18 protein-coding genes are annotated in these 20377 nt (G+C 45.4%); 14 read left to right on the top strand and 4 right to left on the bottom strand.

The window, feature by feature from the left end; genetic code table 11:
- Together HPT30_RS19195 and HPT30_RS19200 are read left to right on the top strand one after the other, a co-directional pair.
- A partial coding sequence (locus HPT30_RS19195; protein WP_175372947.1) for an S-layer homology domain-containing protein occupies positions 1-794 on the top strand: 794 nt, incomplete at its 5' end.
- 310 nt (positions 795-1104) lie between these two features.
- Positions 1105-2067 (top strand): copper amine oxidase N-terminal domain-containing protein, encoded by a 963-nt coding sequence (locus HPT30_RS19200; RefSeq protein WP_175372948.1) that lies wholly within the window; start codon positions 1105-1107, stop codon positions 2065-2067.
- Positions 2068-2514: 447 nt separating this feature from the next.
- On the opposite strand, the gene HPT30_RS19205 is transcribed toward HPT30_RS19200, so the two are convergent.
- A complete protein-coding gene (locus tag HPT30_RS19205; RefSeq protein ID WP_246317281.1) occupies positions 2515-2790 on the bottom strand; it encodes a hypothetical protein in 276 nt (91 codons plus the stop codon).
- A gap of 246 nt (positions 2791-3036) precedes the next feature.
- On the opposite strand from HPT30_RS19205, the gene HPT30_RS19210 reads away from it, so the two are divergent.
- From HPT30_RS19210 to HPT30_RS19265, 12 genes are all read left to right on the top strand, one after another.
- Positions 3037-3414, top strand: coding sequence for a hypothetical protein (locus HPT30_RS19210; protein WP_175372950.1), 378 nt, complete (start codon positions 3037-3039; stop codon positions 3412-3414).
- Positions 3415-3558: 144 nt separating this feature from the next.
- Positions 3559-4482 carry a glycosyltransferase family A protein gene (locus HPT30_RS19215; RefSeq protein WP_175372951.1) on the top strand — a complete coding sequence of 308 codons (924 nt, stop codon included), beginning with the start codon at positions 3559-3561 and terminating at the stop codon, positions 4480-4482.
- A gap of 255 nt (positions 4483-4737) precedes the next feature.
- On the top strand, positions 4738-5259 hold the full coding sequence (locus HPT30_RS19220) for a serine O-acetyltransferase (RefSeq protein WP_175372952.1): 522 nt from the start codon (positions 4738-4740) through the stop codon (positions 5257-5259).
- 348 nt (positions 5260-5607) lie between these two features.
- Positions 5608-6618 carry a LacI family DNA-binding transcriptional regulator gene (locus tag HPT30_RS19225; protein ID WP_175372953.1) on the top strand — a complete coding sequence of 337 codons (1011 nt, stop codon included), beginning with the start codon at positions 5608-5610 and terminating at the stop codon, positions 6616-6618.
- Between the two features lie 180 nt (positions 6619-6798).
- Positions 6799-9144 (top strand): glycoside hydrolase family 65 protein, encoded by a 2346-nt coding sequence (locus HPT30_RS19230; RefSeq protein ID WP_175372954.1) that lies wholly within the window; start codon positions 6799-6801, stop codon positions 9142-9144.
- A 16-nt stretch (positions 9145-9160) separates the two neighbouring features.
- Positions 9161-10465 carry an ABC transporter substrate-binding protein gene (locus HPT30_RS19235; RefSeq protein WP_175372955.1) on the top strand — a complete coding sequence of 435 codons (1305 nt, stop codon included), beginning with the start codon at positions 9161-9163 and terminating at the stop codon, positions 10463-10465.
- A gap of 62 nt (positions 10466-10527) precedes the next feature.
- Positions 10528-11424 (top strand): carbohydrate ABC transporter permease, encoded by an 897-nt coding sequence (locus HPT30_RS19240; RefSeq protein WP_175372956.1) that lies wholly within the window; start codon positions 10528-10530, stop codon positions 11422-11424.
- 16 nt (positions 11425-11440) lie between these two features.
- The gene (locus tag HPT30_RS19245; protein WP_175372957.1) at positions 11441-12280 is read left to right on the top strand and encodes a carbohydrate ABC transporter permease; all 840 of its coding nucleotides are present in this window, start codon (positions 11441-11443) and stop codon (positions 12278-12280) included.
- A gap of 52 nt (positions 12281-12332) precedes the next feature.
- Positions 12333-14537: an alpha-L-rhamnosidase-related protein gene (locus HPT30_RS19250; protein ID WP_175372958.1), complete on the top strand. Its 2205-nt coding sequence runs from the start codon at positions 12333-12335 to the stop codon at positions 14535-14537.
- Positions 14538-14588: 51 nt separating this feature from the next.
- Positions 14589-15257: a beta-phosphoglucomutase gene (gene pgmB, locus HPT30_RS19255; protein WP_175372959.1), complete on the top strand. Its 669-nt coding sequence runs from the start codon at positions 14589-14591 to the stop codon at positions 15255-15257.
- A 503-nt stretch (positions 15258-15760) separates the two neighbouring features.
- Entirely contained in the window at positions 15761-16228 is a 468-nt protein-coding gene (locus HPT30_RS19260; protein ID WP_175372960.1) for a restriction endonuclease, read from the top strand.
- 111 nt (positions 16229-16339) lie between these two features.
- The gene (locus tag HPT30_RS19265; protein WP_175372961.1) at positions 16340-16972 is read left to right on the top strand and encodes a carbohydrate-binding family 9-like protein; all 633 of its coding nucleotides are present in this window, start codon (positions 16340-16342) and stop codon (positions 16970-16972) included.
- A gap of 450 nt (positions 16973-17422) precedes the next feature.
- Here the strand turns inward: HPT30_RS19265 and HPT30_RS19270 are convergent, their stop codons facing one another.
- Genes HPT30_RS19270 through HPT30_RS19280 form a run of 3 tightly spaced genes read right to left on the bottom strand, consistent with a single transcriptional unit; the run spans position 17423 to position 20267 of the window.
- Positions 17423-18094, bottom strand: a complete 672-nt coding sequence (locus tag HPT30_RS19270; RefSeq protein WP_175372962.1) for a LutC/YkgG family protein — start codon at positions 18092-18094, stop codon at positions 17423-17425.
- Positions 18091-19518, bottom strand: a complete 1428-nt coding sequence (locus HPT30_RS19275) for a LutB/LldF family L-lactate oxidation iron-sulfur protein (protein WP_175372963.1) — start codon at positions 19516-19518, stop codon at positions 18091-18093. The genes HPT30_RS19270 and HPT30_RS19275 overlap by 4 nt, the downstream gene beginning before the upstream one ends.
- Positions 19515-20267, bottom strand: coding sequence for a (Fe-S)-binding protein (locus HPT30_RS19280; protein WP_175372964.1), 753 nt, complete (start codon positions 20265-20267; stop codon positions 19515-19517). The genes HPT30_RS19275 and HPT30_RS19280 overlap by 4 nt, the downstream gene beginning before the upstream one ends.
- Between the last annotated feature and the right edge of the window lie 110 nt (positions 20268-20377).

Consider the following 20377-nt stretch of genomic DNA (forward strand, 5'->3'; position numbering starts at 1 on the left):
AGCCTGCTGCGCCGACCAAGTCAGGCTATACTTTTGCAGGATGGTACAAAGACCAGGCATTGAGCAACAAATGGAGCTTTACAACAGATACAGTACCAGCGGCTGACATTACGCTCTATGCGAAATGGGAAGCTAACACTCCTTCAGGCAACGGTGGTGAAGGCGGTTCAGTTTCAACACCAGTACAATCTGTGCCTGAATTGAAGCCTTCTCAACCTTTACCTGTGGAGGGAGAGAAACCAGTAACACCAACAACACCTATAGCACCAAAACCTGCGATTACCTTTAAAGATATTGCAACAAGCTGGGCAAAGGACATGATTGAGGATATCGCAGCCCGCGGCATTATTACGGGTTATCCAGATGGGACATTCCATCCCAATGAGCCTATTCAACGCCAGCATATTGCTATCATGTTTGCCCGTGCGTTTGAACTGACACCAATCCGTGAGGCTGTGTCATTTAGTGATGTATCACGAAGCCATCCGTATTATGAAGCTATCACCTTACTGCAGCAGGCGGGTATTGTAGATGGTGCAAATGGTGCATTTCAGCCGGCTGCACCGCTGACTCGTGCACAAATGGCAAAAATCTTAGTTGTGGCACTGGGCATTACACCAAAAGGTACGAGCACATTCCAAGACGTTCCAGAACAACATTGGGCTCATGACTATATTGCTGTATTAGCAGATAAGGGGATTGCTTTAGGTAATAAAGGAGGCTTTAGACCGGATGATTCTGTAACACGTGCAGAGTTTGTGGTATTTATGTATCGCGCATTGAATTTGAAATAAAGTCATCATTACAAATACTTAACCTCAGCTAAGCAGCTTTGGTCCTGAATCTCATAGGACTGAGGCTGTTTTGTTTTTCTTAAATAGATCCATGTAGTAGCACATGGCTCCTGCTCAATCGTAAAACCGAAAATTCTGAACCTCGCATTACTATGTGTGGTAAAATATTACTAAATGCTATAAAACGACAATGACTTGTAATCAGCATACATAAATGGATTATGGTTAGTTTCAAAAAGTAGCTTTGAGCATCAGCAATATTTTAATAATTCTGTAATCTATCCAATCAAAGAGGAGAATTAAATTTATAATGAAAAAACAAATAGTAACTTTAGCAGCCGCAACATTTATTTTCGCATCATTACAGAACGTGTCTTTTGCAGATAGTTTAGATGGTAATTATGATTCTATAGCAACAGCACAAAATCAACAAAATTTAGCTTCTAAAACTATTGACCTCTCGGATACCGGCGTAATTTATAAATCAAGTTCCTTAATTCCTGCTACTTCTATTTTCAAAGCATTTGGTGGCGTTACTGAATTTGATGCAAAGGCAGGATCTATTAAATTGACGTTGGGGAAAGATAAGTTTGTCGGAAAGGTTAATGATAAAGTTTATTACCTCAACGGCGTAAAAAGAGCATTAACAACATCACCGCAAATAATTAACGGGAAATTAATGATACCTGTTCAGGTGCTAAAAGATGCCTTCAAATCTAAAATTAATAAAGAAGGCGACTATTTAACAATACAAATTTCCAATGTTACGGTGAATATATACATTGATCCCAATTATGAAATGTATTCAGTTTATCTTAATAAGACGTTATATTTCTACAATGTGTACTATAACGCTATAGATGCTAATACCGGAAATATAGTAAATATTAAAAATCTATCTGCAATTTATATAAATAAAATAGATACATTAGATAATGGGAATGTGAAAATATGGTTCACTCAAAACAAAAAATATTATTATTCTACAGTTGATTATAATGATCTAGGTGATTCGAAGGAAAATCCGTTTCTAACTAAAGATGTACATACCATTTATAAATATTCGGCAGCAGTATGGACATTAATAGAAACGAACAACATTAAAGCAGGAATGGATAAAACGGCAGTTATTTTATCATGGGGCGTACCTGATAGAAAAAATGAATCTAGTAGTGGTTTTATGGATCAATGGGTTTATGAACAAGATGAGGAAACAGTATATGTATATTTCACGAATGGAGTTATGAAAAGTTGGAGTTCCAGCGATTATTAAAAATTAATTAGGTGATTTAATCCACTTACTCATAGTTTCAACATGATATATTGTTCCATGATTTCCAAATGTATGATACTACGATATTCAATGCTGAGTGAGGAAGATAAACAGAGAGCAGTAAAATGTGTATTTAAAGATTAGCCACTTCAAAATGAAGTGGTTTTTTTGTGAACACGTATACCAATCATAGTAAGGGTTTGGCGAAACAGGCAGACGCACAGGACTTGAAATGCGGTAGGGACTACCGCACCGGTTCGATCCCTGTCCTCGGCATCCACGGAAAAAACCTCGAGAAATCAAGGTTTTTTTGTTTTATATAATTGTTTATAGACTACGGGTCCTGTGAGCTTCGGAAAAGGTTGATGCCGCCGCACAGGAATTTTGCTAAAGGTCCTCTTTTGAGCTATCTGTTCTTCACAAAACAGGTAGGGGGAAGGCGGATTTTTATTTGTCTCGTCTTCTGAATACATAACTCAGAATATCCACAATAGCTCCTGTCAAAAAGAAGGAAGCAAAGTGTAACAAATAAGCAGTCGGACGAATGACATCATCGGTTCCGATGATCCAACTTCGAAAGGGTGGGTCGTTAACGACAGTGTTAAGGAAGGGATTAAAACCAATCAGCAAAATATTCTTGTCGTCGATTCCCATGTAGTTAAGCACACAAACTAGAATGCTTACTAATGAGAACCAGAAAGTAGCTTTTCTGAAAAGGGACATAAGATTCCTCCACGTTCTACAGATAAGAGACATGCTTTGTTACATTTTAATATAAATATTAGAAGTATATAAATCAAAATATTAACCTTTATTGTGCGTCATCTGCCAATTTGATGCTTTTATATATATGGAATGGTAGTATATGTATGAAGTAGAAATTTCATAATTCATAAAAGGATGTTGTGATGTCACTCTGGAATAACAAATTGATAAACATTGGATTAGAATATAGGTGGTGGATTATGGATGGTGAAACCATGGAAAATTGCCATATTTAGTTTCATCGGGATTATTGTTTTTTTAATGATAGATGCCGCTGTATACATCCATAATATTGGGTACAACAACATAAAACAGATGTATCGATTGCAAACAACAGGTCTATCCATTGTGCAGATCGAGAGCGATACAAGTGGGTATGAACGTTATCTTACAAAGGCAGAACAACCACAGGAGCTATTAAAGGCACGCATGAAAAAGGAAGGCTGGACTTATATCAGCCAGGAGGGTGCAGGTTATTTTTTTGAAAAGGATGGCCAGCAAGAGATTGTGACAATGAAAAAATGGAATCATTTTTATATGATTTACGATTTGAAGCTTAAAGTGGCTAACCTTGCAGATTAAATAGCTGAAGATTTAAGCCCTCCACAATCAAGTGGGGGGCTTTGTCGATCTCACACACAAAAACAAAATTTTAAATCCATACAATTTTCGACATAAAGTCTGTCATTATACGTGTATTATTATGGAAAAAAGGCTGTGGTGACTATGGGCAACTCTATTGAACTGTCTGTCGCTATATGCACCAGGAACCGGCATGATGATCTGTTGAAGTGTGTGGAATCCATCTCAAGACAAACGAACATGGAGGAGGACAGCATTGAGGTCATTATTGTGGATGATGGTGATACCGATAGAGAGTGGATCGACCACGCCGGTAGCCTCATTAACAAGGGGAAGATGTATCTTCGATACTATAAGAAAGACCCTAGTGAAGCTGGCTTGATCAAGTCTAGAGTTAAATCTATTGAGATTAGCAGCTACGAGACGATTCTTTTCATAGATGATGATGTTGAGCTTTCAGCTAATTATTTGGATGTTCTTAAGCACACGCTGATTACGTACCCGGAAGCAGTTGGAATTAGCGGCGCTGATCAAGGCTTTTCATGCTCTATCAAAGGTAGATTTATGATGATTCTTAGTGGTCGGAGCTTGTTTTCTCCGGGAAAATACTCGTTAAGTGGATTTGCTTCAGCTATGAACTTGTGGAATATTCAGAAGAATGTTTTTCGGACAGAGTTTTTGCATGGCTGCAATATGTGCTACCGGAAAAAGTACCTTTCTGAGATCGAAGCGGTAAGCTGGCTCCAAGGATACAGTCTGGGCGAGGATTTGTATATCTCTGCTTTGGCTGGTAAACACGGCCCGATGTATGTAAATCCAGATCTGAAATTAATACACCACGGATCACCGACCTCAAGGGATAATGCCGAGCAGGTTGCTCACACGAAAATTATAAATCACTTCCATTTGCTTAAAACGAGAAATAAGGCGAATTACCTCAGGTACTTCATGCTCAGATGGACGGCCGGATTCCTCAGTATGGAGGCCAAGTTTAGTCATAATCGTGAGGCTTACCTTGGATATAAAAAAGGAAAAGAAGAACTCCGTTCACTTTTTAAAGGTGCATAGCACGAATTTCTTTTTCCAAAAAAGAATGCTGAACTGGTTTCTTATTTTTATCCTATGGAAGTATTGGATATTTATATCACCCCCAAATCCACCCCTCCTTAGCTCTTACATAATGAATTATACTCCCATATCAGCAGTGAATTAAACCCAATCCAGAATGAAGCATGCTGAAGATCAGCCCTTTATGATGCGAGTGTGTTGGAAACAGCCCCTTATATGAAATGGAAATTAAATATATAAATGGAGGGAGCCCCGGTGATTAAATCTTTTAAAACAGATTTAAAAGCGAACCGTAAAAATCCGCAAACGCTCATGGTCTTATTTACTTATCGTTTTGGAAATTGGGTGCACTATCAGGTTAAAGGTAAGATCGTAAAGAAACCGCTGTGGATACTTTATAAGGTGATGGATTTGTTTTTCGTCAGGATTCTTGCTAACGGAGAATTACATGCACAGGCCAAGATCGGGGACTATCTTCATTTGCCGCATGGCCTAAATGGGATCGTTATTAGTCACAAGGCAGTGATCGGGAGCTATGCTACGATCTTTCATCAAGTGACGATCGGTGGAAGAAACGGTTTAGGTGAGCCGGTCATTGGAGACAGAGCCTTTATCGGAGTGGGGGCTAAAATACTTGGTCCTATCTGGATTGGGAATGATGCGAATATCGGAGCGATGTCGGTAGTAGTCAAGGATGTGCCTGACAACGCATCAGCCATAGGAATTCCTGCAAGAAACTTGCTCCGCAATGAACCTAAAGAAGGACATGCCAGATAAGATGAACAAAAGAAAGAAACAAAAGAAAGAAACAATAGCGAGGAGGAACGAAGGGGGAAGTTTGGAACTGTAGGAGCGAAGCGCATTGTCCTGAATGAAGCTGTATGAAATCGAGCAATCCCCCCCTTGAATTGGGCTAGAAATAAAGCCATTGAATGCAATCCTTTTCCTTGGTCAAAACTTCTAAAAAGACAAGCCGATCAAGGGGAAGTAGCATTTTTCCGGTAAGCACTATGGTTCTAATTCCCTTCGTTTGTGATCCCCTTAAATTCCTCGCCACGCCCTATGTGTTATAATGGGGTTTACATTCAGTCGTAGTTGAAATATCAAGAAGGATGGTAGTGCGGTATGGTATCGATTAAAGATGTGGCAAAACATGCGGGCGTGAGTATTTCTGCGGTCTCGAAGACGCTTAACGGGTACAGCGATGTCAGCGAAGCTACGCGGAAGAAGATTCTGCAGGCTGCGCAGGAGCTGAATTATTCGCCCAATATGTTAGCTAAAAATTTGAAACATAAGGTGACAAAGACGATTGCGCTGATCATCTCGAACTTTGAGCAGGCCAACGGTAAGGACGGCGTCATGTTCCAGATCATGAGCGGTGTCTATGCGGCGGCTACGCAGTTCAGATATGAGGTCGTGATTTATACCCGCAGTCTGTCCGAACAGCAGGATAAGTCATATTGGCAATTCTGCAAGGATCATAAGATCGCGGGCGTGGTGATCTCCGGTCTGCGGACGACGGACCCTTATTTTGAGGATCTGGTGGGAAGTGATATTCCCTGCGTGGTTATCGATGCAGATACGGTTGGTCCGCACGCTGGCTCTGTAATCACGGATAACCTTACGGCTGCCCGGCAAGCGGTGAAGTACCTGATCGGCAAGGGACATCGGGAGATAGGAATGATCAACGGGCATAAATATGCTACGGTCAGTATTGTTCGGCAGCAGGGGTACCGTGAAGCGCTAGAGGAAGCAGGAATTGAATATATTCCTTCGCGTGTGGTAGAGGCTGATTATAGCGAAGAGCAGGCTTATAATCTGGCAGAATCCTACATTACGGAGAACCCGCACCTTACAGCCGTATTTGTGGCCAGTGATCTTATGGCGATTGGATTCATGAACCGGTGCCGGGAACTGGGACTACAGATTCCAGGCAATATCTCGATCATGGGCTTTGATGATATTGTGCTGTCGAGCTATACAACACCGAAATTGTCCACGATCAGCCAGGACTTTGCCGGTATTGGATACTCCGCATTGGAGCAGGTTGTGAAGATGCTGGAAAATAATACCCCAGGATATCATAAGATTCTTCCTTTCAAAATAGTTGACAGAGAGACAATCATGCTTTTATAATTAGGTCGAAAACGTTTTCGAAATCCCTTACACAATTTGTTCCGCAAAGGGATCCCAATGAGTTTATCGAAATCGTTTTCGATGTTTTTTTCTGAAGTTCGAAAACGATTTCGATATCGCTTACAAAGATTCCCTGAATTAGAGAGAGAATACTAGGAGAAAGAAAGGAAAATCTAACCCATGCTTAATTACAACAAGACACTACCTGATGGAGCCCCGGGGTGGGTTGTATCGGAAGACCAATTCTCAAGCTTGGCACTAGCCAAATGTGAAGCTGTAATGTCTCTTGGCAACGGCTACATGGGACTTCGTTCCGCAACGGAGGAGTCTTATGTAGGAGAAAAACGCAATTTGTTCGTAAACGGTACATTCAACCGTTTCGATGAACTGGAAGTCAGCGAGCTGCCGAATGCGGCGGATCTAACGAAGCTGGACATTCGGATAGATGGCAAACGCTTTACTTTGGAGCAAGGTGAAGTGAAGGCGTATAGCCGCAGCTTGAATCTGCGCGACGCTGAATTGGTTCGTACCTTCATTTGGAACAACGGCGAAGGCAAGGAACTGGAATTCACATTCCGCCGTTTCGTTTCCCTGGATTCCCTGCATGTCATCGGACTGAAGATGGAAGTGAAAGTGCTTCGCGGTCCGGTAAATCTGTCGGTTAGTTCCGGTATTGATGCTCAAGTCAGCAACAGTGGTAGCCAACATTTCCATGAAGGCGAGAAGCGCATCTATGACAAGACTTATCTGGAGCTGATCCAGACGACAACAGAGTCGAAGGTTGATTTTGCTATCGGAGCCTCACACCGCTTGAAGGTAGACGGTCAATTGGTTGAAGTTGCACCAGCAATGGAGATCGACCGCCGTATTGTAGCAGTTGGTTACAGCTTGAGGCTGGAAGAAGGACAGTCCCTTACATTCGAGAAGGTAGCTACTGTATACACTAGCCGTGACAAGGAATTCGGTGACAACTACAGTCTGCCAGCGATGCGGGAAGTAGCACTTGCAGCATTGAAAACAGCACAAGAGTCCGGGTACGACGCATTGTTCAGCAGCCATACTGCTGCTTGGGCTAAGGTGTGGGAGAATTATGGAATTACGATTGAGTCCAGCAATCCATTTGACCTGCTTGGTGTACGCTTCGCACACTACCATTTGGTAGTAATGACGCCAGCTCACGATAACAGAATGGGTATTGGAGCTAAAGGTTTGAGCGGCGAAGGCTATAAAGGTCACTCTTTCTGGGATACAGAAATCTTCATCCTGCCATTTTACATCTACAGCAACCCGGAAATTGCCCGTTCTTTGCTGGAATACCGGTACCTGGGACTGGAAGGCGCACGGAACAAGGCGAAGGAGAACGGTTTTGCCGGAGCGATGTATCCGTGGGAAGCAGCTTGGCCGTCTGACGGCGAAGTAACACCAGTATGGGGTGCAGTTGATATTGTGACAGGTGAGCAGACCAAGATCTGGTCCGGATTCATTGAACAGCATATTACATCCGATATAGCTTATGCGGTATGGCATTACTTCCGGTCTACTGGAGATACCGATTTCATGGAGAAATACGGCTATGAGATTATCTTCGATACAGCTATTTTCTGGGCAAGCCGCCTGGAGTGGAATGAAGCGCTCGGACGCTACGAAATTAACGAAGTTGTCGGACCAGACGAATATAAAGAGCATGTCGACAACAATGCTTTTACCAATTATATGGCTCACTTCAACATCGAACTGGCAATGGATTACTATCAGGAGCTTGAAGCTCAGAGTCCAGAACTGTTCGCCCGTTATGATGAATTGTTGAACCTGAAAGAAGCTCATAAAGTGTGGGAAAGCAAACTGAATCTGATCTATCTCCCGCAACCGAACGAGGATCTGATTATTCCGCAGGACGATACGTATCTGCAAAAGGAAATTATTGACCTGACACCATACAAGGATCAGGAAAAAGTGGGCAGTATATTCAATGACTACAACCTGGATCAGGTTGGTAACTTGCAGGTTTCGAAGCAAGCAGACATTATGATGTTATTCTTCCTACTGGAGAATAAATTCTCACCAGAAGTAAAGCGTGCCAACTACCAATACTACGAGGAAAAAACATTGCATGATTCCTCGCTGTCACTGTCCACACACTCGATTCTGGCCAGCGACTTTGGTGACAAGGAACTTGCTTACCGTCTCTTCCACAGAGCGACCGAGATTGACCTCGGACCGAAGGTTCATTCCTCCGATGCAGGTATCCACTCGGCTTCACTTGGCGGAATTTGGGAATGTGCGGTAATGGGCTTCGCCGGCGTGAGAATGCTGGACGGAAAACTTCATCTGGCACCAAAACTGCCTGAGCATTGGGACCGGTTGTCCTTCCCGCTCTACTGGCAGGGTAAACGCCTTGAAGTTAACATTACCCCGCAAGAGATTTCCATTACGAATGTTACAGGTGGGTCGATTCAACTGATCGTTCACGGTAAGCAGCAAGAAGTTCATGAAAGTGCTACATTTGCTAATACATCGACATTATAAGGGGAGGTCTTTCTATATGAAAAAGACAGTATCCATGAAGATTGCCAGCGTGCTCGCAGGCGTTATGCTTCTTTCGGCTTGTTCCGCAGGTAACACAAACACAGGTAACAACGAAAGCTCCGGCAATGCCGGAGGCAAAAAGGTACAGCTGACCTTTACAACTTGGGGTGACGTAACCAGCGGTTCCTCGGAGCAACAACTGGCGGATGAATTCAATGCAGCACACCCTGATATCGAAGTGAAATTCGAGCCAGTTCCGGGCGACGGCTATGCAACAAAGCTGACAACCTCTCTGGCAAGCGGTACCGCAGCGGATGTATTCCTGATTGGGGAAGGCGACTTCTACTCCTACGTGGATAAAGGTGTTGTTGAGCCACTTGACGATTATATCGCCAAGGATTCTACATTTGACCTTGCCATGTACCAAAAAGACCTGATCGATATGGAGCGCATCAACGATAAGCTGTACTACCTGCCGAAGGATTTCAATCCACTCGCGCTGTGGTACAACAAACGTATCTTTGACGAAGCAGGCGTTCCTTATCCAAGCGATGACTGGACTTGGGATGATATGTTCGCTACAGCGAAGAAGCTGACCAAGCAAGAGAACGGAAAATATACACAATTTGGTTTCAACGCAGGCACTTGGGAGTATCCGATTTACACTTACTTGTGGACTAATGGCACTGATATTGCTAATGAAGAAGGCACCAAAGCTGAAGGCTTCATGAACAGTGAGAAGACCGTTCAAGCCATGGAGAAATATGTAGCGCTGTCCAAGGGTGATGGAAGAGTATCCCCTACACCACAAGATACACAAACCATGGGTGGTGACTCCTCCATGTTCATGACCGATAAGTTGGCCATGATGGTTACTGGTCGCTGGATCAAGTCTGATCTGGACAAATCCAATGTAGAATACGGCTCCGCGCTGATTCCTAAGGGTGCTGACGGCGAACGTGCCGGCATTATCGCAGCTGCAGGTTGGGCGATGAACTCTAAGACGAAGCATAAAGCGGAAGCTTTCGAACTGATGAAATGGTTGTCCGGTACAGACGCACAGAAACTGCGCTCCAAGAACGGATTGGTACTGCCTGCTACTGTAGCTGAACTGGATCAAGTGAAAACTACAGAAGAGAAAGACAAACCAGTTATCGAAATGATGAACTTTGCACGCAAACCGGTTACTATGCGTTCTGCTAACGGCCCGATTTTCAAAGAGGCCTTCACCCAGGCACTTGAGAAAATCCTGCTAGGTAAGCTGGATGTGAAGAGTGCACTCGACGAAGCAGCTAAAACCGCTGATTCCAAAATCAAATAAATAAGTTTGCGGGTGGAGCACTGATCACGGTGCTTCACCTGCTTTCCATCAAGGAGGCCGTCATGAATAATACCAAATCGGAGCGCGCGGGCTATTGGTTTATCCTACCGTGGCTGCTGGGACTGGTTATTTTCACACTTGGGCCGATGATCTTTTCGCTGATCCTATCCTTCAGCAAATGGGATGTAATCACCGGCGTCGAGTCGATTCAATTTGTGGGATTGGACAATTTCAAAGCCATTTTTCACGATGAATTGTTCTATCAGTCTTTAAAAGTAACCTTTATCTTCGCACTCGTCTCAGTGCCTCTCTTCCAAGTGGCATCCATTCTGATTGCATTGCTTCTAAATATGCGTTCGCGCGGAATGAAGTTTTTCCGTCTGATCTTCTTTATGCCTTCTGTAATTCCTGCTGTCGCCACCTCTATGATGTGGGTGATGATCTTCAATCCGGAATACGGGATTCTGAACAAGGCATTGGCTTGGTTCGGTATTCAAGGACCGGCTTGGCTGCAGGATCCTAGCTACGCGCTGGGCGCCCTGATCGTAATGGGTCTATGGGGCGTGGGTAACACAATTATCATCTATCTCTCAGGTCTGCAAGGGGTACCGGAGGACTTGTACGAGGCGGGTCAACTGGATGGTGCAGGTCCGCTCCGCAAATTTTTCAGTATTACGTTGCCAATGATTACGCCGACCGTATTTTTCAACTTGATTATGGGGATTATCGGCGGATTCCAATATTTCACCCAAGCTTTCGTTATGACGAACGGTGGACCGCTGAACTCGACCCTGTTCTATAATCTCTATTTGTACAACAAAGCATTTATGGAATTTGACATGGGTTATGCGTCCGCGCTCTCCTGGATTCTGTTCCTGATCATCATGATATTCACGCTATTGGTCATCCGCAGCTCGTCCTTCTGGGTTCACTACCAGGGCGATGATCAAAATGACTAAGGAAGGAGAAGCCAAGATGCAAAAAATACAACCTAGATTCAATCTGTCCCAACTAATTGCGCTGTTACTGCTGCTCGGTGGTTCTGCTATCGTACTGGTTCCGCTATTGTGGACGATTTCGACATCCTTGAAGACGCCGGCCGAAGTGTTCGGTTCTGCCTTCTGGCCGACTAAATGGCAATGGTCCAACTATGCGGATGCCGTGACGGCGATTCCGTTTTTTAAATTCCTGGGCAATACGCTTATTATCCTTATTCCAGTCATGATCGGTACGGTATTCACATCGGCGATCAGTGCTTACGGCTTCGCCCGCTTCAACTTCCGTGGCAAAAGAACGCTGTTCCTCGTACTGCTCGCGACAATGATGCTGCCGAGCCAAGTAACCTTGATTCCGACCTTCCTGTTGTTCAAACAAGTAGGACTCACGAACTCATTCTTGCCGCTGGTCCTTCCGGCGTTCTTCGGTCAAAATGCATTTAATATCTTCCTTGTACGTCAGTTTATGCGTGGAATTCCGCGTGAGCTCGATGAATCGGCTTATGTGGATGGTGCCAACCGCTGGCAGATTTTCACCCGGATTATGATGCCGTTGTCCAAAGCACCGCTTGTTGCCGTATCCATCTTCACCTTTATGGGCGTATGGAATGACTTCCAAGGTCCGTTGATCTATCTGAACTCCAATGAGAAATATACACTCGCACTGGGACTTTCCATGTTCAAGGGCTTGTACAACGTAGAATGGAACATGCTCATGGCGGCGACGATTCTCATTATGCTGCCGGCTTTGATCTTGTTCTTTATCGCGCAGAAATATTTCATCGAGGGCATTTCCATCTCCTCAGCTGTGAAAGGCTAATGGGGCTAAAGTGTTATCGTATGACCTACAGATAAGGAGATGAGTTACCTTAATGGCTAGAACTACTAGCAAGCATCCATTCAATCTATACTATAACGGTGGAGAATACGTCAAAATCTGCGGTACGCAGGACGGCTATTTTCCTGATTTCGGCCACCATGTTGCCAATGAGATGGGCGGCGTCTGGCTGCACCCGATCAAGCTGCTGGATGGCTTTTGGCTAAAGCTTACGGACAAGAAGCGGAATATTTCCGTCTGGTCCCGTGCGGATGGCTTCACAAGCGAGCCCTGGGACAGCCGGTTCCAATATGATCATGGCCTGAGCTACATCCCGGTATCCATGGAGCGTACACAGTTTGCTCCTGAGCATGTAAAAGGGATGACGGCTGCTTATGAAATTAAACACTACGGTGATGAGGAATTGCAGCTTCAGGTGGAACTTCTGTTCCGTACCGATCTGCGCCCGGTTTGGTACTCCGATGAGGTTGGTATTCATGATGGTACTGCGGATGAAGCGACCGTGCTTAACCCGCGCGAAGTGCTCGTGAAGGACTCCAGCCATGATTGGTACACACTGGTTGGTACCGATCTTCCTGGTGATCAAGTTGAGACTCGTCCGGATCTGTATGGACCTGAGTTTACTGCCGGAGCAGGCTGCGGTATCGCTTTCCGTACTGAACTGAGACTGGCTCCAGGTGAGAAGCACAGCTTTAATCTGTTTGTCGCTGGGTCCCACACTTCCCGTGAAGAGGTTGAGGAGACTTATCGTCATTTATCGGCTCATTATGCAGGTCTGCTGGCTGAGAAGCGTGAGGTATATAACGCCATTGCAGATCGGGCAAAGCTGACCATTGAAGGCGAAAACGAATGGAACGAAGCCTTTACCTGGGCAAAATGGAACAACCAATGGCTGATCCAAAAGGTGGATGGCATCGGACGTGCCCTGACTGCGGGCGGACCGACGTATCCATGGTGGTTCGGCTGTGACAATACGTATTCCTTGCAAGGGGTGCTGGCGATTGGTGATCCACAGCTGGCCAAGGATACACTGAACCTGTTGCTGCAAAAGTCGGAAGAAGTTAACGGCAACGGTCGTTTCATTCATGAAGTGACGACGCTTGGAGCGGTATCGAACAAGGGGAATACACAAGAAACAGCTCATTACATTGCTTTCGTATGGGATCTGTTCCGCTGGACCGGGGACGAGGAGTTGCTGCGCCGCCACTACGATTATTGTGTCAAAGGCATTGACTGGCTACTGGGTGAAATGGACCCGGATGGCGATCTGTTCCCTTCCGGTTACGGCATTATTGAAATTGCCGGATTGAACATGGAACTGATCGACAGTGCAGTGTATACAGCACAGGCACTGCGGGCCATGACCGAAATGAGCGGTTATTTGCAAAATAGCGAAGCCCAGAACAGATATAGTAAACTGGCTCAACGCTGCGCAGATGCCGTGAACAAGTACTTCTGGCAAGAAGAAGAAGGCTTGTACGCCGATGCAGTAGCTCCAGCTTCAGATGTTGCGCCAAAAGTAGACTACATGGTCTCCTTGGCAGAAGGACAAGGGATTAACGACTACCGTGAATATGTAGACGGACTCTTGGCTGCCTCTGGTGAGGATGCATCTGCTGACCGTGGTTGGTTGCTGAACAAGAACTGGGTTATTGTGACCCCGATGGAAGCTGGCATCGCTGAGCCTGATAAAGCTCGCCGGGCGCTGGACAACATGCGCAATGATACCTTCATCGGAGAATACGGTACGTACTTGTCCGGAATGTATCAACAGGGAACGATGACGATTTCAACGGGTGTGCACGCAGTAGCGGAAGTTGCCAACGGCAATCCGGACGCAGCATTGGATCTGTTGAACCGGATGAAACGCAGCTTCTCACGCGTAATGCCGGGTTCTTTTTCCGAAATGTCACCGGATTATGGTTGTGTAGTGCAGGCTTGGACCATTTATGCTATCGCGGTACCGTTTATTCGGCATTTCTTCGGCGTAGAGCCTTTTGCTGCTAATCACGAATTGAAAATCAAACCACAACTGCCTGCTGCCTGGAACGGCAAAGCTTGCTCATTGGAGCATTTGGTGGTTGCGGACGCAAAATTCGATCTGACCCTGACCCAAAACGATGGAACGCTGAAGGCGGTCATCCATAATGAGGCGGGCTGGAAAGTAACAGTAGATTGGAACGGCGAAACGGTAACTAGCAGTGAGAAACATATTGAACTTGAACTATCCGCAAACTAATCTATAACCTATATAAAGAGAACAGAACATAGAGCTGGGAGATGGAGAATAATGAAACTGGAAGCTGTTATTTTTGACCTGGATGGTGTCATTACTGACACTGCAGAATACCATTACGTAGCGTGGAAAAAGCTTGGGGAATCCATTGGAATTCCATTCGAGCGTGAATTCAACGAGACCCTTAAGGGCATCAGCCGCGGCGAATCCCTGGAGCGGATTCTGCGTCTGGGCGGCAAGGAAAATTCCTTCACGCCTGAACAAAAGGCCGAATTGGCCCATCAGAAGAACGAACATTACGTCTCCTTGCTGGTAGATCTTACACCGGCGGATACTTACCCTGGCATTGCTGAGCTATTGAAAGAGCTGAAAGAACAAGGCATTCCGGCAGTTATCGCTTCGGCGAGCAAAAACGCGCCGCAAATCCTGCGTTCCCTTGAGCTGGATAGCTTCTTCCAGTATGTGGTGCCCCCAGATTCCGTACAGCATGGCAAGCCTGCACCTGATCTGTTCCTTGCTGGAGCAGAGAAGGTCGGTGCGAATCCTGAGTTTTGTATCGGCGTCGAAGATGCTACAGCTGGTGTTGAAGCCATTAAATCGGCTGGCATGAAGGCTGTAGGTATCGGCGAGCGAGAAAGCCTTGAAGAGGCTGGGGCCGATGTAGTGCTTCCGGATACGACTGGCCTGAGCCTGGCGTTCCTGAACAAGGTGCTGGAAGGTTAAGACCTACATTCGCAAGCTACCAGCGTTCTTATGAGCCTGTGTGGCAGGGGAATTGATATAAGCCAGCAAGTCCTTTGGGACTTGCTGGTTTTTTTGTTGTTTAAAAGTTAGTAGAAAACTCATATATTATTTTACAAATAATGCTTATTAAGCTGAGATAAATAAGAAAAATATGGTATTATACTGATGGAGTTATTCTTCTAAAGTTTTACAAGACTTGGCTTGCTAGAGCTATTCCCTATAATTTAATTAAAGTCCCCGTAGTATAAACAGAAAAAATGGTTCACCTCTCCAATTAAGAGCATTTTCGTACCTTATTTTGCTTAAATATAGATAAATAGGTCAATTAAGAGCATTTTTGTATCTTAATTTCGAAAAATCGAGCTGAAATGCCTATTATGGAAAATTTAAGGTACAATATTGTCGTTAATTCCCACTAAGCGGTAGCTGCAGAGTATTTAAGGTACAAAAATGCCTTTAATTACACTTTGGTATAGTTATTAATGCGTTCCATATATTATTTGTTAGGTTATACGGGCGTTTATAAAACTTTAGGGAGTCGTGATTTTGGAGCTGATGTAATTTTCACAGACCGTCATGGAATCAGAAATGTTATCCAGGCAAAACGCTATTCTGTAGATAATACAGTGGGTATCAGTGCTGTCCAAGAGGTCTATTCTAGTATGAGATATTATAAAGCTAAAAAGGCTATTGTAATTACTAGTTCTAGATTTACAGAGCCTTGTGAGACGCTGGCGGGGATTAATCATGTGAAGCTCCTGGATCGTTCAGATTTGGTAAAAATGATCGAAGCCTTCAAAAGAGATGATATAAGAGAGGCCCGAAACATTATCGAAGCGGAGCCGCGAATGATACTAGAGTCTTGGAGTGAAGCTAATAGCACTGAACTAAATGAAATCCGTAAGGATTATAAGGCTGAGAAGCATATCAGCAAGGTAATGGGAGACTAAAATTCAATATTTCCCAGGGATGGGGAATATACTGCGTACATAACAAGAAGTGTTTTCGAGAAATTAGAGTGTTAAAGTATCTTATCACATTTGAAAAGAGGCGATTGTTCCATGGCAAACCATCGTACATATCAGATTACCGCAAGCGCTGCACGCAAAGACTGGTCTGAAGTTCCGGCGCTCCCGGTAGACCAATATCTTTGGCTAGATAACGGCTATGCGCCTAAGGTCGAAGTCAGGTCGTATTACACCGCAGAGCGGCTGTATGTTCAATTCAAGGTGGATGAAGAGCATCCGCTGGTTCGCTATCGTCAGCCTAATGAACCGGTGTATACGGATAGCTGTGTCGAATTCTTCGTACAGCCGTTGCTCGGAAGCGACGCCCGGTATTTGAATTTTGAACTGAATGCGGCGGGGACGCTACTGCTTCAGCTTGGCGAGGGACGTGACCGGAAGTATCTGGAGGATGCACCGCCTGCGCTTTTTGAGATTCAGACCTCTTATGCAGAAAGGGAACAACATCCTGAAGGGAGCGGCTGGGAGCTGGAATTCTCCATTCCTTTCGATTGGCTGTCGGGATTGTTCCCAGATTTCACAGTCAGTTCAGGACAGGTCCTGCGCGGAAACTTCTACAAATGCGGGGATGAGACAGAACTCCCCCATTATGGCTCTTGGAACAGGGTGGATTCTGCCACACCAAACTTTCATCTAAGCGCGAGCTTTGGAGAATTAGTGCTGGAATAGGTTATAGAACAACGGGTACCTTCCTTAATTTGAAGGTACCCGTTGTTTGTTGTATGAGAAGTAGTGTAGTTGACTATAAGTACCATCTGTGCTGGGACTCTTATAATGCCGGATTGTAAGTTTTAATATAAAGTGCTCAACTAGAACATCAATTAGGCTAAGTTCGAACCTTCCAATGTGCATGCAACAGCACTGGAACCCCGATCCTTGAGTGCAAGTTGTAAAACCGAATAGGCTCAGCCTAAAAATCGGTACCTGATTATAAGCGCGGAGCAGCGGAGGCCCTACAGGATTCTGGAGAAACGGCAGTGTTCGCCTTTAAGGTCTGAGTTCAACCGCTAATCCTTTTCCAATCCAGAAATCAGACTTTAACAGCGATTGTAAGAACCCTTCGAGCCCGTAGCGCCTTAACGCATGAGCAGTCATCTTTTTAAGCGTGGCCTTCAGCCTCTAAATAAGCACATAAGTTGCCCTCAAAGGACCATGAACCCCGACAACGAGTTGCATCTCAATATCGGCTGAATTGGAAGGTCCAGAGATGAAATTGATGGCTGAGCCCACAGGCTCACCTGCTTCAACTCGTCGGTTCAGATCTGCCGCTGCCTGGGTGGAACGAAGCACGAGCCGCTCTTTTTCAATAATCGCAATATAGTTAGTAGGCAGAAAGTGGAGGGAGCGGCCTTGGTCTGGGCGACTCTCTATGACTATCGTTCCTGACTCGGCCAGTGCATAATCAGCGAAGACAATAGCTGTATTGGCCGCTTCGGAGCGGAGAAGATTCTCCTCCCGTCCTGCGGCTTCTTCCCAAACGAACGAGTTGGGGAAGCTTAGCCCGTAATGTAGAAAACGGTCATCTCCAGATGTGATTACAGCGCCCCCGCCATTCGCATGGATTAGATCATTTAACGTTGTCTGCAAAATCTCTGAGTTCGACTCGATTAACTGGGTGTGGATGAAATAGCATTGCTCTTTAAGAATCTCAATCAGATCATCGTTGGTTAGACTACCATAGCTGTTCGGGATCAACGGGCGCAGGTCGGGGCGTTGTACATCATAGACACGTTCCCGTCCAAGCTTGGCAGCGATTGTATTTAGAAAGGACTCCTTACCATATACCGTCATTGGTTAGCGCCTCCTTTGCGTCGGTCAAGCCAGGTCCGGAAGCTGTCTTGCTGCTTGACTGGCTGACTAAGATCACGAGCGTTGATCCAGCCGCGGACGAGTCCCGGTCCTTTTATAATTCGTCCATGCCTGCTGAGCAGCCGGCTTGCCGGATTTGCAAACCGCAGGGCTTTGCCGAACAACGTCTGAGAAGACAGGAGACGGCCTGCCGTCTTCATCTGGATTCTTTCTGAGCTACTTGTTCTTTTTTCCTCTACAATTCTCTGACGGTGTAAGATTAACTGCTCGTGAAGCGGGATTTTAACCGGACAAACATCGGTACAAGCTGCACATAGGCTAGAGGCAAAAGGAAGCTCTTTGTAGTCACCGTATCCGCCCAGTAGCGGGGTGATTACAGCGCCAATCGGACCCGGATAAATAGACCCGTAGGCATGACCGCCAATATGACGGTAGACCGGACAGACATTAAGACAAGCGCCGCAGCGGATACACTGCAGGGCTTCGTTAAATTCGCTTCCCAGAATCTCGGAGCGGCCGTTGTCCACGACAACTAAATGGAACTCTTCGGGCCCATCCGTCTCCCCGGTAGCGGAAGGACCCATCACGGTAATGTAACTGGTCAATTTCTGCCCTACAGCACTTCGACAGAGCAGATTATCCAGTATCTCCATCTCCTCAAGCGTGGGCACGATTCGTTCCATCCCCATCACAGCGATATGCGTTTTTGGGATGGAGGCTGTAAGATCGCCGTTGCCTTCATTGGTAACGAGATTAATGGCACCCATGTTCGCGATGGCAAAGTTGCAGCCCGTAATCCCGACATCCGCTTCCAGAAACTTTTGCCGCAGCACCGTCCGGGCGTGCCTGGCGAGGTTTTCGGGACTTTCATCACCTGTATAGCCTAGCTTCTCTGTGAACACCCTTTGAATTTGCGACCGGTCTTTATGCAGCGCAGGGGCCACAATATGTGAAGGCGGATCCCAATCATCAATTTGCAGAATATATTCTCCAAGGTCAGTCTCGATCAGCTCGCAGCCGGCATCCATCAGGACACGGTTCATTTCAATTTCCTCGGTAACCATCGATTTGGATTTGACGATTTTTTTAGCCTTTTTTTGCATGACGATGTCCCGGATATAGCTGCTGGCTTCCTCTTTTGTCTTGGCAAAATAGACATACCCGCCCTTTTTCTCTACGTTATCCGCCAACTGCTCCAAGTAATAATCGAGATTCTTCAGCGTATGCTGACGGATTTGCTGACCGATAGAACGCCATTGTTCCCAATCCCCAAGATCAGTCGCAGCTGACAGTCGTCTGGTCTTCAGGCTGTCCTGGGCTGAACTTACCGCGCTTCTCATGAAGTTATCCCCGAGGCCTTCTGAAGTCCTTTCGCTGAAGTCACGTTTATCTGTTTGCAGGCTCATGTCTCGCGTCCTCCTTTGGCAGCAGCAGTAGCATGATGATGGTTAAGCACTTCTGCAATATGCATTATTTTTACGGGTTCGCCCTTACGTGACAGCCGGCCACCGATGTTAAGCAGGCATCCCATATCTGCACTGATCAGAATATCTGCTCCGGTGTCCACGACACAACCACATTTTTCATCGACCATTTGCTCGGAGATCTCAGGCATTTTCACAGAAAAGGTTCCACCGAAGCCGCAGCAATTATCGCTGTTTTTGAGCGGCTCCAGTTGAAGTCCCTTAACCTTGCCAAGCAATTGATAGGGGCTTTCCTTCTCGCCCAGCAGTCTTGTCATGTGGCAAGAACGGTGGTAGGTGGCGTTTCCTTTAAGCTTTGCGCCAACATCGGTAACGCCGAGCACCTTTACGATGAACTGGGTAAACTCATATGATTTGTCTTTTAGGGCAAGCGCTTTCAATTCCCAGTGTGGATCTCCTTTGAAAATCTTCGGGTATTCATGAAACATAGCGATACAGGAGCCGGACGGACCCACGACATAATCGGAGTTTTCGAAGGCAAGCATCATGTTCTTCATCGCAAGCTTGGAATCTTCAAGATAGCCGCTATTATAAGTGGGTTGACCGCAGCACACTTGCGCAGCCGGGTAATCGATTTCACAGCCCAGCCTTTCAAGAACTTCAACCATTGCTATTCCAACATTCGGAGTCATAAGGTCTACTAAACAAGTCGAAAAAATACTGACTTTCATTCCGATCCCTCCAATTGCAACCTTGATGAGAATAGCTTAACTCAGGAAGTCAATGAAAAACAACATAAAAACAAATAAAAAAAGTGAACTTTGTTGACAATAAATATTGA

Source organism: Paenibacillus agri (assembly GCF_013359945.1).
GTDB classification, from domain to species: Bacteria; Bacillota; Bacilli; order Paenibacillales; family Paenibacillaceae; genus Paenibacillus_AQ; species Paenibacillus_AQ agri.

What these genes read in the sequence shown, in the direction of transcription:
- HPT30_RS19245 (WP_175372957.1), top strand. Translation starts at nt 11,441, where the DNA reads ATGCAAAAAATACAACCTAGATTCAATCTGTCCCAACTAATTGCGCTG.
- HPT30_RS19260 (WP_175372960.1), top strand. Translation starts at nt 15,761, where the DNA reads ATGCGTTCCATATATTATTTGTTAGGTTATACGGGCGTTTATAAAACT.
- HPT30_RS19240 (WP_175372956.1), top strand. Translation starts at nt 10,528, where the DNA reads ATGAATAATACCAAATCGGAGCGCGCGGGCTATTGGTTTATCCTACCG.
- HPT30_RS19275 (WP_175372963.1), bottom strand. Translation starts at nt 19,518, where the DNA reads ATGAGCCTGCAAACAGATAAACGTGACTTCAGCGAAAGGACTTCAGAA.
- HPT30_RS19280 (WP_175372964.1), bottom strand. Translation starts at nt 20,267, where the DNA reads ATGAAAGTCAGTATTTTTTCGACTTGTTTAGTAGACCTTATGACTCCG.
- HPT30_RS19270 (WP_175372962.1), bottom strand. Translation starts at nt 18,094, where the DNA reads ATGACGGTATATGGTAAGGAGTCCTTTCTAAATACAATCGCTGCCAAG.
- HPT30_RS19210 (WP_175372950.1), top strand. Translation starts at nt 3,037, where the DNA reads ATGGTGAAACCATGGAAAATTGCCATATTTAGTTTCATCGGGATTATT.
- HPT30_RS19200 (WP_175372948.1), top strand. Translation starts at nt 1,105, where the DNA reads ATGAAAAAACAAATAGTAACTTTAGCAGCCGCAACATTTATTTTCGCA.
- HPT30_RS19215 (WP_175372951.1), top strand. Translation starts at nt 3,559, where the DNA reads ATGGGCAACTCTATTGAACTGTCTGTCGCTATATGCACCAGGAACCGG.
- HPT30_RS19235 (WP_175372955.1), top strand. Translation starts at nt 9,161, where the DNA reads ATGAAAAAGACAGTATCCATGAAGATTGCCAGCGTGCTCGCAGGCGTT.
- HPT30_RS19205 (WP_246317281.1), bottom strand. Translation starts at nt 2,790, where the DNA reads ATGTCCCTTTTCAGAAAAGCTACTTTCTGGTTCTCATTAGTAAGCATT.
- HPT30_RS19265 (WP_175372961.1), top strand. Translation starts at nt 16,340, where the DNA reads ATGGCAAACCATCGTACATATCAGATTACCGCAAGCGCTGCACGCAAA.
- HPT30_RS19250 (WP_175372958.1), top strand. Translation starts at nt 12,333, where the DNA reads ATGGCTAGAACTACTAGCAAGCATCCATTCAATCTATACTATAACGGT.
- HPT30_RS19225 (WP_175372953.1), top strand. Translation starts at nt 5,608, where the DNA reads ATGGTATCGATTAAAGATGTGGCAAAACATGCGGGCGTGAGTATTTCT.
- pgmB (WP_175372959.1), top strand. Translation starts at nt 14,589, where the DNA reads ATGAAACTGGAAGCTGTTATTTTTGACCTGGATGGTGTCATTACTGAC.
- HPT30_RS19230 (WP_175372954.1), top strand. Translation starts at nt 6,799, where the DNA reads ATGCTTAATTACAACAAGACACTACCTGATGGAGCCCCGGGGTGGGTT.